This window comes from Natroniella acetigena (assembly GCF_023227745.1).
GTDB classification, from domain to species: Bacteria; Bacillota; Halanaerobiia; order Halobacteroidales; family Halobacteroidaceae; genus Natroniella; species Natroniella acetigena.
This window is the reverse complement of record NZ_JALKBX010000060.1, coordinates 1-16,688: the sequence shown is the minus strand read 5'-3', so window position 1 is coordinate 16,688 and position 16,688 is coordinate 1. Positions and strand designations below refer to the sequence as shown.

12 protein-coding genes are annotated in these 16,688 nt (G+C 32.4%); all 12 read left to right on the top strand.

What is annotated here, in order from left to right:
* Positions 1-44 precede the first annotated feature (44 nt).
* Positions 45-626, top strand: coding sequence for a lecithin retinol acyltransferase family protein (locus MWH25_RS11015; protein ID WP_345947255.1), 582 nt, complete (start codon positions 45-47; stop codon positions 624-626).
* 30 nt (positions 627-656) lie between these two features.
* Positions 657-1,802 (top strand): hypothetical protein, encoded by a 1,146-nt coding sequence (locus MWH25_RS11010; protein WP_248627705.1) that lies wholly within the window; start codon positions 657-659, stop codon positions 1,800-1,802.
* Positions 1,792-2,841, top strand: a complete 1,050-nt coding sequence (locus MWH25_RS11005) for a hypothetical protein (RefSeq protein WP_248627704.1) — start codon at positions 1,792-1,794, stop codon at positions 2,839-2,841. Before MWH25_RS11010 ends, MWH25_RS11005 begins: the two co-directional genes overlap by 11 nt.
* A gap of 66 nt (positions 2,842-2,907) precedes the next feature.
* Positions 2,908-6,933 (top strand): hypothetical protein, encoded by a 4,026-nt coding sequence (locus MWH25_RS11000; RefSeq protein WP_248627703.1) that lies wholly within the window; start codon positions 2,908-2,910, stop codon positions 6,931-6,933.
* Between the two features lies 1 nt (position 6,934).
* On the top strand, positions 6,935-7,774 hold the full coding sequence (locus MWH25_RS10995) for a hypothetical protein (protein WP_248627702.1): 840 nt from the start codon (positions 6,935-6,937) through the stop codon (positions 7,772-7,774).
* Positions 7,768-8,940 carry a hypothetical protein gene (locus MWH25_RS10990; RefSeq protein ID WP_248627701.1) on the top strand — a complete coding sequence of 391 codons (1,173 nt, stop codon included), beginning with the start codon at positions 7,768-7,770 and terminating at the stop codon, positions 8,938-8,940. The genes MWH25_RS10995 and MWH25_RS10990 overlap by 7 nt, the downstream gene beginning before the upstream one ends.
* A 12-nt stretch (positions 8,941-8,952) precedes the next feature.
* Positions 8,953-10,638 (top strand): helicase HerA domain-containing protein, encoded by a 1,686-nt coding sequence (locus MWH25_RS10985; protein WP_248627700.1) that lies wholly within the window; start codon positions 8,953-8,955, stop codon positions 10,636-10,638.
* Positions 10,631-11,221 (top strand): hypothetical protein, encoded by a 591-nt coding sequence (locus tag MWH25_RS10980; protein ID WP_248627699.1) that lies wholly within the window; start codon positions 10,631-10,633, stop codon positions 11,219-11,221. Before MWH25_RS10985 ends, MWH25_RS10980 begins: the two co-directional genes overlap by 8 nt.
* Before the next feature lies 1 nt (position 11,222).
* Entirely contained in the window at positions 11,223-12,641 is a 1,419-nt protein-coding gene (locus MWH25_RS10975; RefSeq protein WP_248627698.1) for a serine/threonine-protein kinase, read from the top strand.
* A gap of 23 nt (positions 12,642-12,664) precedes the next feature.
* Positions 12,665-13,198, top strand: coding sequence for a hypothetical protein (locus MWH25_RS10970; protein WP_248627697.1), 534 nt, complete (start codon positions 12,665-12,667; stop codon positions 13,196-13,198).
* A gap of 7 nt (positions 13,199-13,205) precedes the next feature.
* Positions 13,206-13,352: a hypothetical protein gene (locus MWH25_RS10965; protein ID WP_248627696.1), complete on the top strand. Its 147-nt coding sequence runs from the start codon at positions 13,206-13,208 to the stop codon at positions 13,350-13,352.
* A gap of 20 nt (positions 13,353-13,372) precedes the next feature.
* Positions 13,373-16,354, top strand: coding sequence for a DEAD/DEAH box helicase (locus tag MWH25_RS10960; RefSeq protein ID WP_248627695.1), 2,982 nt, complete (start codon positions 13,373-13,375; stop codon positions 16,352-16,354).
* Positions 16,355-16,688: the final 334 nt, after the last annotated feature.

Here is a 16,688-nt window from a genome sequence, read left to right as displayed (position 1 = left end):
CCATAATTTTCATATAGGTTGATATTAGGTATGTCAGCTAATTTATTTTTCACAAAAATCGAGGAAGAACCAAAAATATTAAGAAATTTTTAGGGATAGATTTAATAGAAAAGAAGAAAAAAATTAAAAAGAGAGGCTTACAAAGAGGAGATGTTGTTGGAGTTCGTAGGGGAGGAGGAATCTATGAACACTATGGTGTTTATATAGGAAATAAGCGGATTATTCATTATACATCAGAAAGTGGAGATATAGATGGGGACAACGAGATAATGGAAACTAGTTTTTCAAGGTTTTTGCGTAATTCTAATAATTACTTTATATTGGCTTTTCCGGATGAATATGATGAACCTGAAAAAGTTAACTTTTCTACAGATTATCGAAGAGGTGATTCAACAGTCAATATACTAAAAGATATAAAGAAGATTATGAAGGATGTAGATTATAAACTTTATTCTCCTAGTAAGACGGTAAGAAGGGCCAAATCTAAATTAGGTAAAAAAAAATATAACTTGGTAGTTAATAATTGTGAACATTTTGCAATCTGGTGTAAGACAGGTATTAAGGAATCACATCAGGTAAATAAAGTCTTAGACAAATTGTCTTCTAAAGAAAAATTCAGGGTGTAATTATATTTTTTAATAAAGCGTGGTGATTAAATGGAAAAGATAACAGATAACTTAAAGAGATTATATAACTATGGAGAATTAAAGCAAGAAAAAATAGATGTTCAATATCTAGATTGGCTGCTGGAGCAAGGTTGGTTAATCCAGCAGCAGAATTATCTTCTTATCTCTGATCGCTGGATAGAATTATCAAGCTTGATTAAAGATGAAGAAGAGTTTATCAAACACTTATTCACTTTTCATCCTCAATACCAAAAATATCTCTTAGTAGAAGTTTTACGAGTAGGTTTAGATATTGCCAATGCTGAAGATGAAAAAGGGTTAATGGACTTTATTAATAGCTTACCTAATTTAGCAGCAGATATTTTGCAGTTATATCAAAGCTTAGCTAGTAGTTTTGATAAAGAACCAGAAGAACTAGCTAAAAGTGATTGGGAAACAATGAAAGAAGAGTATCAGACAGAATTGACTGCTAAGTTAGATGAACTAATCTTTAAAGGTGTTATCGATTACCCGAAGCTAATGAGGATTTTAGTTACAGTACAAAAGATTGAACTTCAGTCAGAAAAAGAAATTAATGACTTACCAGTAGTAGATAAGATAGATCTGGATAATAATTGGACTTCTGGTCGGCGAGTTACATCTAATCCCTATTTGAATCCAGTTGATAACCTTCAATACACTTTAGTTCCTACTACTAATCACTTCTCTTATTCAGAACTTACTATTAACGACTATCTAAATAATCCTTGGGGAGTCTTTTTAATCATTTTTGGAATGGTAGAAAGACAACTTCAAGCTGGAGGTAATGATCGAATCAGTTTAAGACCAACAGCTGAATCAGATAATGGTTATCAGCCAGCAGGAATTGATTTTTTTACTTTCTTAGATAATGGACGAGAGGTCTATGTATCTTCTTTTGAGGAATTGATTGAAGATTTTTTAGATTTTAAAGGAATCAAACTATTTCCAGCTAAGCAGTTTAATTTGACCCAATATTTCACTCAATTATTAGAAGATGAAGTTTATACTTATCATAATGAGGAATATATTTTAGAAGATGAGATTGATGCCTTATTATATAGGAAACCTTTGTTAATACTAAAAAATAAATGTAATCAATTAAAATCTGAACTGAAAAATTATCTAGAAAGGTTGGCAAAAAGTTATGAAGATTAGGTTGGGTAGGCAGCGATTCTGGCTTGATCCTTGGCGATTTGAAATCTGGCCGGAGTTATTGGGTCAGCTGCCAGCGGATATGGAAGCAGTTAATGCTAAGGAATTAGCAACTAAATATTTAGATCTTGAAATGGATGAGTTAGGGAGATTGGCCAATAATGAAGAGTTATATGGTCTTTTTGGAGTAGAGCAAGTAAAGACAGATAATAGCTATAAGATTAGAGGGGTCAAGTTTATTAATAATGGTCAGTTAGTCCAAGAAGCCTTAGATTTAGTAGTAGCTTATCAAGAGGCAGATGAAAGAGAGTGGTTAACTCTACTGGCTGAACAGGTTTTAAAGTACTCCCCTCGCATGCGCGCCATTACTTTGGTTATGTTAGAAGACAACCCTTTAGAATTTGAACAGGGGTGGTTTAGTTCTACCTATAATCGGACTAGTTTAAAGTATCAAGGAGAATTATTTTATCCCTTTAATCGAGATCATGAAGAAAAGAACTTAAATGACTTGTTAGAAGTATTAGGTTATAAAGCACTTGGTCCTTGGTGGTTAGAAGAGATAGGTGAGCCAGTTACTGATTTAGAATGGAGGGGTTCAAGAGGAGAGAATCCATCATTATCAGGGGTAGGAAAACTTCGTAGTCCTTTAGAATTGTTCTTATACTTAGAATGGTTAGAAAAGTATGATGATCAAACTTATTATCTTAATCAAAAACAGTTTAAACAAGATTTAAGTTTGGATTTATTATCTGAATTAACAGGTGCAAGTCCAGTTAAAGATGAGTTAGAACTGCTTAAAGGTCTAGTAGAAGAGAATATAGACTTTAGAGGTTACTTTCCAGTATATCAAGTAGGAAAGAAATTACATAGTAAATTAGATGTTGAAGAAGAAAAGGATAAATGGATTGAACGCTTCTTCAAAACTAAACTAGCAGATAATCAGATTAGAATTATAGAGCATCAATCGGGACAACCTCGCCATGGTAGAGGGCTTTATGGTAAGCGAGAGTATCAGTTATTGAAGGTTGAGTTTCTAGATTAAAGGCTAAGTAATTAAAATTTTAGCCTGTTAAGTTTAACTGTAAATTAATAAGCTGGGAGGGTTAATATGCAAAAATCAGTCTGGTCTTTAGATGGAGTTAGTGAATATCCATTAAGTCAACCGATGGTCGGTCAAAAGGATTTTTATCATATCTTTAATAATTTTGTAGAAAGTTTATCAAATGCTACAATGGCAAGAATCTTTCCATTAATTGCAGATTGGGGAATTGGTAAATCACGGATTGGTTTTGAGTTGGTTTCACAGGTGATAGGCAAAGATAAAGGTTGGATTATTCGTAAAGCAGATCAGGAACCGGAAAAAGTAAGAATTTTAGCTGAAAATTTTGCTGATGGTATTTTACCAATTTATATTAGTTATAGTGATATGAATCATGATTATCTAGGGAGTGGTGAGTGGGTTCCTTTTGGTACTTATATTGCTCTTAAAGGGTTAGCAACTGCTGAAGATAAGGAGAATCTAACTTTTGGGGAGCGAGTAGCAGTTGATTTAGTCAATCACCTAGAGCCAATGGGTTTTTCTCAGGATAGATTAAAAGAAATTTTAAAAGTAGATCACTATCAAGAAGATGAATTATTAATGGAAGAGGATATTCTAGATCAGTGTGTAGTTGCTGCCAAAGATTATTTTAAAAGATTAGGAATTGAACGTTTTATGATAATTGCTGATGAAGTAGAGTCTAAAACTGAGATAATCAATAATGATATTGATGAAGAGACAAAGAAGAAATTAGATGGCGAAGCAATTCAGTTAATTAATCATGCTATTAAACATGAAAATGAAAAAAACAAGTATCCTTATATCTCATATCTATTACTCTGTTCACCTGCTATTGGTGATCAATTTGAAGGTTTAGGTGCACTAGATCGTAGGAATGAAATATTAGAGATTGAACAGAACTCTTTTGCTGATATAACTGACTATATTGAATATCTAAAGAAAGATGAGCAAGTCTTTGATTATCCAGAAGGTTTAGTAGAAGCAGCTTATACTATAGCTGGCGGTAATTTTGGTTGGTTTAATATGATTATGGGTAGTATAGATCAATATATCATTAATAATGGAATGGCTAGTCCAGCTAAAATATTTGAAGATCGCTTAAAATCGGTATCTAGATTTGAAAAGTTATTGGATAAAGCGAGTTTAGAATATATTCAGGTAGCAGATAAATATAGACCATTAGTTAAGGAATTAGTCTTATTACAACTTCCTAGACCAGAAACTGACTTTGACTCTGCTCAGTTAAATGCCTTAAAGACGGCTAAAACTGAGATGGGTGAGCAAGTCTTTGCAGAGTTTAAAGTAGTAACTTTAAACAAGCCAGAGTTAGCTAATCACTTAGTTCATGAAGGTGATTATGAAAATATAGGAGAAGATGTATTTTCTAATGCTTATGGTGGGGATTTTGATTTAGATGTCTTACTAAGAAGTATCAAGACATTTTCTTTAGGAACTGAAGAGAATGAATATTTAGTAGGTGCTGATAAAGCTACTTTTATTGATCAAATCAGAATGTTATATCCTGATGAAGAAGCAGAGACGGCAGCAGAGTTGATTTATGATCTGATTCAAACTAAGATAACTGGTGATGATACTACTTATATTGGCCCTAGTTTTTCATTTTTAAGTAGGTTTGATAAAAGATATGCCTCCTCTACTGGTCAAGCAGGGTATTTAATCACTCCCGAAGATAACCAGGCATTAGAAGAGCAACTTGAAGAAATGATGAAAGATAGAGGTAAGGAAGTTAATCGAATTATAACAGGTTTTTGTAGAGTAATTGAGAAGGGATATCCTACGACAAATGAGCTTAATCTTGACTTGCCAGCTAAAAGAATAAAATTTAATGATGCAGCAGTACCATTAACTGTCCACCCAGAAGGTTATGTTGATGTAGTTTGGGGTCAAGATATTACCAAGTTAAAGAGGGTTTTAAAGAGTAGAAAGATTGCTAATGAGGGAGTTCATCCTATCTTTGTTTTAGCTAGTAGTTCAGCAATTGAACAAGAAGTTAAGCAGATTAAAGAAGAGATAACAAGAGTAGGTCGAGGGATTATCTTTATCTCTTTAAATAAAATTCAACAAGAGGTTTTAGAGGTGTTAGCTGTAGATAGGGATTACCTTGATTTAAGAGAGGCAAGATTTTTTACTAAGCAGTTTAGAGACAGAGTTAATCAAATCCACAATGTAATCCAAGATAAAAGCAAAGAATGGTTTGAAGGGATAGATAGTCAGGGTTGGGTGTTAAGGCCTATCAAGCCTGATAGAAGAAAAAATCAGGAGATTATAAGGACTATAGCTAAAGGTTATAAAGAGATGCTAATCAATGATTGCTCTTTGTTAGAATTGGAGGCAGAAGATAGCCAGCTTTCTGATGAAGAATATGAAGAGTTGAAGAATATAATGTCGAAACTAGAACTACCTAAGAAATTTAGTAACAAAGATTATAAGACAATTGGTATCTTTAAAGAAGAAGATCAAGATTACATAGCTCAAGTTCCGCTCTGTTTTTCGAGGTTAATCTCATATCTAGCTGATACTAAAAAATCCTGGGATCAGATTCAAAAAGACTTCTATTTCAGTTTGCAAGAATCGGTAGCTACAGGTAAATCCATGATGAAAATTATTAGACAGTTATCTATCTTTTTACAAGAGTTAGGGGTAATAGAAATTGAAGAGCAGCATAATGTTAGAAAGACAAAGAGGAGTTTAGAAACTAAGTATCATGTTGTTGAAACTTGGTTGGAGAATGAATATGATCAGATTCTTGATGGCTTGGCTAAAGTTTTAGGATCTTGGTATATTAAAAGATTACAGGATACAAGAAAAAATGAGCATTATAAGAAGTTAAATGATGCTAAAGAATCTATAAATAACCTAGAAATTGATAAGCTTAAGAAAGTGACTGTTAATCTAAAGAAGATCTGGACAGATGTAGTTGACAAGTTAGAAACCTTTAATAGCAATTGTGATTATGTGTATAAAAAGGATGGATGGAATCAATTAGAGTTTAATACAGGGGTAATTCAAAATTTAGATCCGCTTGATAAATCAAGACCAATCTGGGAGCGGTTACGCTACATCCAATTATTCCATCAATATATTAGTAGAATTAAAAAGCCTGCTATTGAAAAGATAGAAGAAAAGATTGATCAAGTAATGACTGATAATGAGTATCGGGGATATGAAATTCCTGTTGCTCCACTGACTTTACTGTTAAGAGAATATAAAAAAGAGATTAGTTATTCTACTGATGTAGATAGGACTAAGACAGTTAGATTAGAAGGTGATTCTACTGAAATGTTGGCCCATAATCTTAAGGAGGCTAAGTATAATAAGGCATTAACTAGATTAAAAAGTATATTATCAAAATGTGGATTAGGACTTTCAGATTCAGCGGTGGAATGGCAAAACTCTGGTTTGATAAATAGGTATCAAGTTATAAAAGAGAGTTTCCAAAAGATTGTAGATGATTATTTAGAGAATAAAGATGAAGTAGAGTATTGGGAAAACTTTTTTGAAACTGCTCCAGAGTCATGGAAAGAAAATAAGTCATTTAAGCAATTAAAAAGGATAGTTTTGGGATTACAAACATTCCTAGAAGCAGGTTTGCAGGAAAAGATTGAAGATGCAGAAGAAGAAGGGAAGATCACTAAATTATTAGATATAATGGAAGAAGAAGTAAAGAACAATTTGAATTTAGGTGAACAGTTGAAGGGAACAATCACAAGTGTACAAAACTTTGTTAAAGAGAAGAAGAATAGTTGGTATGATGAAAGGTTAATTAATGCTATTAATCGTTTGCGAGCAAATAATAACCAAGAAAGATTTAGTTATGATAAATCACAATTACCCCAAGAGGATGCTTATCAAAAAGCTAAAAGTAGAGTAAGTAAATTAATGGGGGATTTACAAGTAGAAGGTGAAGATTATTTTGCAGACTTGAAGACTACTTTTGATTTTTATATTAGAGTAGTTGAAAATAATGGAGAGGTTGATTGGAATAAATATCAGGATGAGCAACAAGAACTGTTAGAGCAAGGATTAATTAAGATCAAGATTGAGGTTGTTTAAAATGAAGTTATATATTCCTAAAGAGCATAAAAAACGAACCGAGTATAGAATCTTAGGAGATTGGTATCAATTGATAGCAGTTGATTGGACTCAATTAGTTCAATCTACAACTCCAGAAGTAAATAGCTTAGTTTTAGTAGGTAGACTACTAAAAAAGTTAGGAGAAGAGGAGTTGGATATATTAAGCGACTGGACTTTTCAGGAGGGAAATCAATTGCTCTGTCTTCCCTCTTGGAGGTCAGTAGCTATAGATGAATTACTTAATCTTAAAGTTAATCTTCGGCTAAAGAAGAACCAAAATTTAATCTGGGAAGAGCATGATTTTTTTGATCTGAAGTATGAGATAGAGACTACTTTACAACAGGGGCTTATTACAAAAACTAAAACTGGTAATATTCTAACAGTTAATTATAAAAAACATCAGTATAGTGGTTTACTAACAGTTACTACTCTCCCATTACTAGATTTAAGTTTAATAACCAAAGAAGAAATACTTAAAAATGAATTTTCTAATTTGCTTATTGATGAAACTGAAGTAATAAAGAATAGCAAAAATAAAAAGAAAGTAGTTAAAAAAGAACTGTCTGAAGCTGCTCTTTATATCTTAATATTGGTAGCTGCAGATATTGGAATAAAAGAAAACCTTGCTGAGAAATTAGAAAGCTATTTATATCAACAGTATCCTTCTCAAGAATTGAATGTAGGATTAAAGTTATTAAGAGAACAAGGTTTTTTAGATAATGAGAAGATTAGTGCTGAAGGTAAAAAATATATTAAATACAAGGGCTATCTTCCTTATGTAAAAGAAATAAAAAAGAAGAAGAGTGATCAAAAATGGTAGATATTAATGAGGATTATCGAGGAACACCTATAGCTCAGAGTATGTCAGCTAAAATTCAGTTAGGACTTAGAAATACAGTTGGTAAATTATCTAACAAAATGAGATATATTGATCAGATAGCACCTAAATTAGTAAAGGGAGGGGTGGTTAATAAGTGTAAAAAACTAACCCCCTTTACAATTAAGGCTACTGGTATTGCAACTGGTCATAGAACAATTGACTCTTTTGGAGGTATACTATATGGAGCCGCTGCTGTTAGACAGGACATATATATTGAAGAAGGGACAATCTATAAAACTAGACAAGAGAGTACAGTTGATGTTGATGAGATAGATTATTTAGATACTAGCCAAAGGTTAAAATATTATGATATTATTAATAGTTATACTTTATTAGAAGAGTTGATGGAAGAAAGAGATAAGCCAGATTTAGTTATCTTAGATATACCTTTATTATTGGAAAGATCAGATGTTCCTTTAGAAAGTCGTTATAGTACCGTAAAAGATTTTAAGAGAGCTAGGGATAAGGTGAAGGATTTTTGGAGCAAATATCAAGAAGAGATCTATCCTTTTAATCCTGAAGGTACTAAAATAGTATCTATTGGAAGTAAACGTTTTGGAGCGGTCTTATTAGCGATTGCAGATGATAGTTTAGATTATATTGTTGATCAAATAGCCCCTGAAACTGTAGAATTATTACAGAAAAACAAGGAAAATTTACGAAAGATTGGCTTACAGCGAATGTTGAAAGGAGTATTAGGGCCATTAAAGAGAACGGCAGCTTTTCAATTTGATGGAATTAGTTCTAGAAATAGATTTGAACCTAAAGAATTACGTGATTTGGGGTTGATGGGATACCATTTTAAAGCTGGTATTAGGACAAACCATCTTTTAGTAGAGCTAATTGGTGGCGTAGATAATTGGGATAAAGAAGCTATTGATGACTTAACAGATCAATTAATTTCATTGATGATTTATGACCAGCCTGGAACTATTCCATTACCTTTATGGTATGCAACCCATGGGTTAAAGCCACTTAAAAAGAGACCAGGGATTTTAGAATTTTATAAACGACAAGCTAAAGAACTATTACGGAATAATGATTTGGAAGAACAGTGGTTAGAAGGAGAAAATGTCTTTGATGATAATGAAGGATTAGATATCTAAGGAGGGAAAATGATGCCTGATAAATTTATCGGTAAATTAATCGGAAATACTGGCGATCCTAATAATTTAAAGATTGCTCTTGATGATAGTTTTTCTGCTCGTAGAGGTGAATTTGTTCGAATCAAACATCAGGAGCGGCAAGGTGAAGAAGCAATAGATGTATTAGGTAGAATTGTTTCAATTTCAAGAAGTAATATTCTTTATAATTCAGATATGGGAGAAGGATTAAATGATTTAGAGATGCTACCTGGTGCTCAAATAACAGGGGAAAATTTATATGGCACGATTGAACTTGTAGGATATAAAGAACCTACAACAGCTGAAATAAAGATTCCACGGCGTCCTTTAGATCCTGGTAGTAAAGTTTTCGGAGTCGATTATGAATTTTTATCTCGTTTTTATGAATTTAATGAAGAAACTAGTATTCATATTGGAAATCTAATTGGTTATGAACGCGGCGAGAATATTGTTCCAGTCTATATGGATGTTAATACTTTAGCTACAGAACATTTGGCTGTTTTAGCCATGACTGGTGCTGGAAAGTCCTATACAGTTGGTAGAATTATTGAGAGGCTAGTAGCTCAGATGAATGGTACAGTAGTTGTTTTTGATCCTCATGGTGAATATGGAAAAGCATACAGAAAGGGTCAAATTCATTTCAATGATAATTTAGCTGACCTTGATGACCCTCGTGATCAAGAAAGGATCCCTGAAATTCAAGAAAAGTTTAAGAAGTTAATTGCTGCTGGAGGAGGAATAGATGTCTATACTCCTCAGGTTGATTCTTTTAATTTAAAGTACGAAAGTAAGAACAAACATTTGGCTTTACCATTCGATAGATTTGAGATGGATGACTTTTCAGAGATCTTACCTGGATTAACAGAACCTCAACAAAGAGTTTTAGATGTAGCAATTAGATATTGGAAGTTTAAACATCACAATCCACCGCGTGATATAGAGAGTTTAAGGGAAATATTAGCTGGAGATTTAGAAGAATTAAAATCTTGGCAAGAATTAACTAGTGCTGAATCTAGAGCATTAAGTAAAAGGAGTGCTGCAGTTGCTTCAATGAAATTAAATCGAGTAATTAATGAAGCCCAAAGTTTTTATAATTCAGCAATTGGAGAGCCTACAGATATTTATGAAATGATTGGAGAAGAAGGGGCTGATAATGGGCGATTAGTTATTATTGATCTACAAGGATTATCTGATGGAGCAAAACAGATTATCACTGCTCTAGTATCAAGTGAGATTTTAAGAGCAGCTACTGATAAATCTAAACGAACTAGACCCTCTTTTTTAGTTTATGAAGAAGGACATAACTTTGCTCCTCGTAAATCAGATGCTATTTCACTAAAGATGATTAAAAGGATTGCTGGAGAAGGTAGAAAATTTGGAATAGGTTTTGCTATCATTTCGCAAAGACCTTCTAAGTTAGATCCTGATGTAACCTCACAGTGTAATACAATAATTACTATGAGGATTAAAAACCCTGATGATCAAAGGTTTATTGTTAAGACTTCTGATATGTTTTCTAAAGCTGATATAAATGAACTTCCTTCACTTTCTACAGGAGAAGCGTTGGTTTGTGGTCGTTCTATTCCAGCTCCTTTATTGGTTAAAGTAGGAACTAAAGCTTTACAACATGGTGGAGAATCACCAGAGGTGCTTAGAGAATGGGGGAGCTTTAATGGCTAAGTTAATTGATCAATCTTTTGTGAGGCAGGAATTTGAGAGTGGTGATCTAAGAGAAGAACTATTCCCAATGTTAACTAAACCTGGAGTGCCGGATTACTCAGAAACCATTCATTCTTATGGGTTGAATTATATAACTGCTATTGGTAGAGAGATTGAGGGCATAACAGCGGTTTCTGAATGCCCAATTTATGCTCCAAATAGCTCTTTGCCTGAAGTAAGGCCTGATTCAGTTTGGTTTGATTTAGATAATAATAGACCTTTGTTGGTGGCTGAATTTGAAAGATATAATAATTCTCATAAGAAACAAAAAAAGTTGAAAGAAAAGTTACAAAATCTATTAATTGCTTATCATCAATTCGAAGAGAAATTGGAATGTATTTTATTTGTCTACTGGAGTTATGCTGGCATAACAGCTAATAAAATTAATGATTTAGTTAAGGTTTTTGAGGAAGGATTCACTTTACCAAATGGAGAGTATTTATCTGGAATTAATAGTTTTCATACGGATTATATGATTTATCATGCTATAGCTACTGAAAAGAAGAAAAATATTAGACTAAATAAATGGATTAAGGTGAGTTAAAATGAGTAGATTTAAACCAGAAAAGGATAAGAAAATAGGTGATAAATATATTTTAAAGGAATTTCTTGGTGATGGTTCTTATGGATATGTATGGAAAGCGATGAGATTGGAAGATGGAGAAGTAGTTGCTTTAAAGATACCTAAAAAACAAGAATCAGGGGATAAAGTATTAAAAGAAGGTAGTAAATTACAGGGGCATACCCATCCTCATATAATTGACATTAAATGGATGGGTAGAGTTAATGGGGTATTTGTGATCGAAATGGAATATTTCGAGAGTCATACTTTAGCAGAAGAAATTAGGGAGTATGGAACAATTAAACCAAGGTTATTTTCTAATCTTTATGATATCTTTTTTCAAGTTTTAGATGCTGTAGAATTTATGCATTCTTTAAAAGTTTGTCATGGAGATATAAAACCAGCTAATATTTTACTAAGCGAGAAGGTGAAAATAACTGACTTTGGTACGAGTAGATTAATAGAGGATTTATTTATAGAAACAATAGGTGAGGGAACATGTGGGTTTATAGCTCCAGAGGTTGTCAGTTCGCAAAAAAGATATCTGAGTTCAGATATTTATTCTTTAGGTGCGTTATTATACTTTTTACTTACAGGAAAGAAAGTTTATGAAGGTTTAGTGCAGGTAATAAATGATACTCCTTATAAAAAACCGTGTGAGATAAATAGCAATATTCCTAAAAAGGTAGAAGAGGTTATTTTGAAAGCTTTGACTAGAGATCCAGACGAAAGATATAGTACAGTAGAGAAGTTACGTAGAGATTTAGAAGTAGCAATTAGTTCTGAAGATAAAGAAGGGACTGTTGAAAGTTACAGTTTTGAAATTAGTGAACATAGTTGGTTAGAGGAAGTAGGAAAACTATATAAAGAAGAGAAGTGGCAAGAAGCTGAAAGATTTTTATTGCAGCAAAAGGTAAATGGTGTTGGCCCGGATTTGAAATTACATTTAGCTTATGTTCAATATAAGCAAGAGAACTTTTATAATAGTTTAGATATATTAGAGGATATAGAAATTAATAGGATAGAAGGTATTCGCCAAGATAACTTTGAAGAAGAACTATACTTTTTAAAAGCTAAAGTTTATGTGGCTTTAAGAGAATATGAAAAGGCTTTACAACTTTATGAAAACCTTTCTATGCTTAATAGTGATTTGAAATATAAATATAGGTGGGCAATTACTAATGGTTTAAATGGAAATTTAGACCGAGCAATAAAACTGTTAGAAGAAGTTAACCAGGAGGAGCCAGGACAATTAATTGTTCTAAAGAAGTTGGCGTATGCTTATCATCAAAAGAAAGATTATAATAAAGCTAGGGGATACTTTAAATATGTTAGTAAACTTGTTCCTGATGATAGAGGAGTTCAAGAGAAGTTAGAGATGTATGATAAATTTTTGAATTAATAAGTTATAAGGAGGATTTTATAATGGATAAGGTATTTAAATATTTAGCTGGTTGGGAGGGGCATGAGAAGGCTGCCAATCGTTTAAGTATTTTAGTGAAAACTCACAATTTATTAAGGCAAGATGGACGATTAAAGGAGTGGAGATTTGTTCCTGGGAAGAGAAGAAAAGGAGATAGAAATCCAATGTATTGTGCCTTTGCTGTAACTCCTTTTTCGGGTGATGATTATTTTATTTTGAGGTTAGTAAAAAGACAAAGTGATAAATTTTCTATTGGTTTTTGTCCTGATTATGGGAAACAAGATAGTAAGCAGGGTGAAATAAAACCCTTTAGAAAAAGAAGGAAAAACATAGAAAAAGCCATTGTAAAAATTCAGAATACAAATCCACAAATTTTAGAGAAGGTTTCTTTTTCAGTAGCTGATGCTAAGGGAAGACCTCATGCATATAAAGGGTTTGAAAGAAAAATTGTCAAACCTGAAACTGCTGAAGATTTAGCAGAAGAGTTTATAATTACTGTCTTGGAATGGAAAAGGTTATTTGAAAGAATTATTTAAAAGAAATATGATATTTGTGTTTTTAACTAGAGCAAAAGGATGGGTAGATATTAGCGGGGTTGGTAGTTACTCTATGTACCAAGAGCTTATAGCTAGCGAGAATACTTTCAAGTTTGAGTTTCAGCGACCTGTTGCTAAGAAGATCAATGCTTAATAACTAAGGAGGTTGTAATAATGCCAATTTTCTTTTGTAACATAGCGTGGATGAAAGAATATAAAGGGCCAGAAGATAATATGAAAACAGGTGGCTCTTGGGTGGAAGAAAATAATGATGGATTAGAGAAATATAATTTTTACGAGTTTAATGAGAATTATAGAGGATATGTAGCAACACAAGGGCATCAGATTAGAATAGAGAGATTAGGAGCAAAAAAGAGAGCGGATTTTATAGATGATGTATTAGTAGTCTGGGTAGCTAAACATCCTGATTCTGGAGGAAGTAAGATAGTTGGTTGGTATAAGAATGCTAGAGTATATAGGGATTATCAGCGAAGCAGAGGTAGAGTTCATAATATTACTGCTAAAGTAGAAGATGGAGTATTATTGTCGGTAGATAAGCGAGTTAAAGATGTACCTAGAGCAAATGTAGCAGGAAAAGGCAGGGGAATGGGCCAATCTAATTATTGGTATGCTGATAGTCCAGAGGCTCAAGATTACATATTAGAAGTAGAAGAATATATAGCTAACTATGATAGAGAAGAAGGCTCAAAAAATGATAAAAAAGCAAAATCATTGAAAAAGAGAGTTGGTTATCGAAAAGTAAGTTCAAATATGAAACAAGATGAACATAAGGTAAATAAAGATTTTAATCCGTATCCTCATCAAAAAGATTCATGGAATGCTTTGGACAAGCAGTTTATTGAGCAAGATAGAAAGCGAGGAATGATAGTTGTACCTACAGGTGGTGGGAAGACAACGATTGCTTCTAGATGGCTGATTCAAAATTATATAGATGAAGGTTATAGAATATTATGGTTGGCCCATAGAATTGAACTTTTAGAGCAGGCTTATGTTACTTTTTTAGATTTTGCTCATCTAAGTAGTAGTTTAACTACTAATAATATGATTAAGATATCTAGTGGGAATTATAGTTGGAGTAATGTCGATAAAAAGCATAAAGTCATTTTTTCCACAGATAGGAGTGCCGCAATGAATATTTCTTATCTACAATTAATGGCTGAACAAGCTAAAGAGGGGCTAATAATTGTAATTGATGAAGCTCATCATAGTGTAGCTAATGGCTATCAAGATATTATTAAAACTTCATTTGAGTTCAGTGATAAAAAGGATATTCAGTTATTAGGGTTGACAGCAACTCCTATGAGAATGAATCCAGATGAAACAGAGATATTGTGGAGGATTTATGATGACAGTTATGATCTGTATAACTTGAGAGCTAAAGTTGGAGAAACAAATAGTTATAACAGCAAAATCTATGAAGTATCACAAAATAGATTAATAGAACAGAATATCTTATCTGAACCAATTCCTTCAACGGTTAAGACTAATATTAATTTTGAAGAGGATTTTAATGAAAAAGATTATAAACATTTAGAACAATTTGGTGACTTAGGGGTACATATTCTAAATAAAATGAAGAATAGTGCTACTAGAAATAAAAAGATTGTTCAGCATTATAAAAATAATAGAGATAAGTTTGGGAAAACCTTAGTTTTTGCAGTAGATACCTTACATTGTAAAACGTTGAAGAAAGAATTTTTAGATCAAGATCTAAAAGCTGATTATGTAGCTGCTATTCGTTCTAGCCAGGAGAATGAGGAAGTTATAAACAAGTACAAGAAAGGCTCTTTAGATATATTAATCAGTATTAGTAAATTAACTGAAGGATTTGACGCTCCAGAAACCCAAACTGTCTTTTTAACACGACCTACTAGAAGTGAACCTTTATTAAGACAGATGATTGGGAGAGGGTTAAGAGGATTAAAGGCAGGGGGGACTCAAAAAGCTTATTTGGTTACCTTTGTAGATACCTGGAAGCTGTTCAAACCGATTGGAGCAGATTATATAATTGAAGCTAGTGATAAGGTAGGGGAGTTGGAGAGTCGAAGTAGTGAGCGTGGAGAGTTAGTTCCAGTTAGTGATGAATTAATTATGTCTGCCTATAATTTATTACAGCAAAGTAGTAATGCTCAAATTACTGGGGTTTATCAAGCATTACCTCATTGTTGGTATGAGTGGATTGAAGTAACTGAAGAGGGAGAAAGTATTGAGAATTATATTATCATCTTTGATAATCAATATGAGGCTTATGAAGAATTAAAAGAATATTATCAAGCTAATCTTGAAGAAATACCAGAGATTTTAAATAAGAAGATAGTTAAAAAGATAATGTATGATTTCTTTGGTGATTGTCCAGACCCTTTACCAGAATTAGCAGATATAATTCAACTTTCAGGTGCAATTCGACAAGGAATTAAAATTAATCAGTTTACCTTTGAAGAAAAGAATGAATTTAATCCAGTCAAATTAGCAAAAGAATTTAAGGAATTAAACCCTGCTCAGGTAAGTGAAGAACTTAGAAAAATTTATAATGAACACCAAACTTGTCGACAAGTTTATAGAAATGACTTTAGAGCTTTTTATGATGAGGTCAGAGAGGAAATAGATAATTTAATAGTACCACCTAGACCTAAAGTAGCCGCAGTTTCTGAAGTGGAATCTAAATTAAAAGACTTAAGGCGTTGGTCAGGAGTAGGATATAATTTAGATGAAATAGCTAAGAGAGTTATTTATCATGAAAATGGTGAGTTAAATAAGAATCATTTTCCTAAGGGAGAGCCTCTAGCTTATAAAATTAATTTTACTAACAAAATAATTAAAAGCTATTTCGGTATTTGTCGTTACTCTGATAAAACAATCAAGATTAATAAAATACTGAATTCACCTGATATCCCTTTATATGTGATGGAATTTTTACTTTACCATGAATTATTACATGTTGATATGCCTAATAATGGTCATGATAGTTCTTATAGAGCTCGTGAAAGAAGGTTTAGACCTTCAAATAAAGCATTAGAAGATGCTAAAGAGAGAGGCTTTGAGTATAGTGAGCGTGTAAATGATTTTTGGGCTACAGTTAGTAATCAGTTTCTTGATACTTTAAGTTATAATTATGATATTGAAAGTGATAAATAATTTTTTGATTTTTATATTAACATAGGTAATAAAATAAGATCTCTTAGGTTTTTTAGTCTAAGGGGTTTTATTTTATTCATATGGAGGTAAATTGTGGATAATAGCGAAATATGTAAATTAGGGAGATTAATAAAAAATTGGAAATCAAATAGTTGATTTAAAAAATAGGGGGACAATTATTATGGGAGTGACTGAATTTGTTGTAGCTTTTTTTGCGATTCTTGTATTATTTATTTCAGTATTTAGTTTTAGTAAGGTAAATAATGGTTCAACAACGACTTTTGTGATTTAATAAAAATAACATAAATTAACAGTAAAAAAAGATACAAAAAAA

Excerpts from the sequence above, each read along its gene's own strand:
- MWH25_RS11010 (WP_248627705.1), top strand. The coding sequence starts at position 657 with ATGGAAAAGATAACAGATAACTTAAAGAGATTATATAACTATGGAGAA.
- MWH25_RS11005 (WP_248627704.1), top strand. The coding sequence starts at position 1,792 with ATGAAGATTAGGTTGGGTAGGCAGCGATTCTGGCTTGATCCTTGGCGA.
- MWH25_RS11000 (WP_248627703.1), top strand. The coding sequence starts at position 2,908 with ATGCAAAAATCAGTCTGGTCTTTAGATGGAGTTAGTGAATATCCATTA.
- MWH25_RS10995 (WP_248627702.1), top strand. The coding sequence starts at position 6,935 with ATGAAGTTATATATTCCTAAAGAGCATAAAAAACGAACCGAGTATAGA.
- MWH25_RS10990 (WP_248627701.1), top strand. The coding sequence starts at position 7,768 with ATGGTAGATATTAATGAGGATTATCGAGGAACACCTATAGCTCAGAGT.
- MWH25_RS10985 (WP_248627700.1), top strand. The coding sequence starts at position 8,953 with ATGCCTGATAAATTTATCGGTAAATTAATCGGAAATACTGGCGATCCT.
- MWH25_RS10980 (WP_248627699.1), top strand. The coding sequence starts at position 10,631 with ATGGCTAAGTTAATTGATCAATCTTTTGTGAGGCAGGAATTTGAGAGT.
- MWH25_RS10975 (WP_248627698.1), top strand. The coding sequence starts at position 11,223 with ATGAGTAGATTTAAACCAGAAAAGGATAAGAAAATAGGTGATAAATAT.
- MWH25_RS10970 (WP_248627697.1), top strand. The coding sequence starts at position 12,665 with ATGGATAAGGTATTTAAATATTTAGCTGGTTGGGAGGGGCATGAGAAG.
- MWH25_RS10965 (WP_248627696.1), top strand. The coding sequence starts at position 13,206 with ATGATATTTGTGTTTTTAACTAGAGCAAAAGGATGGGTAGATATTAGC.
- MWH25_RS10960 (WP_248627695.1), top strand. The coding sequence starts at position 13,373 with ATGCCAATTTTCTTTTGTAACATAGCGTGGATGAAAGAATATAAAGGG.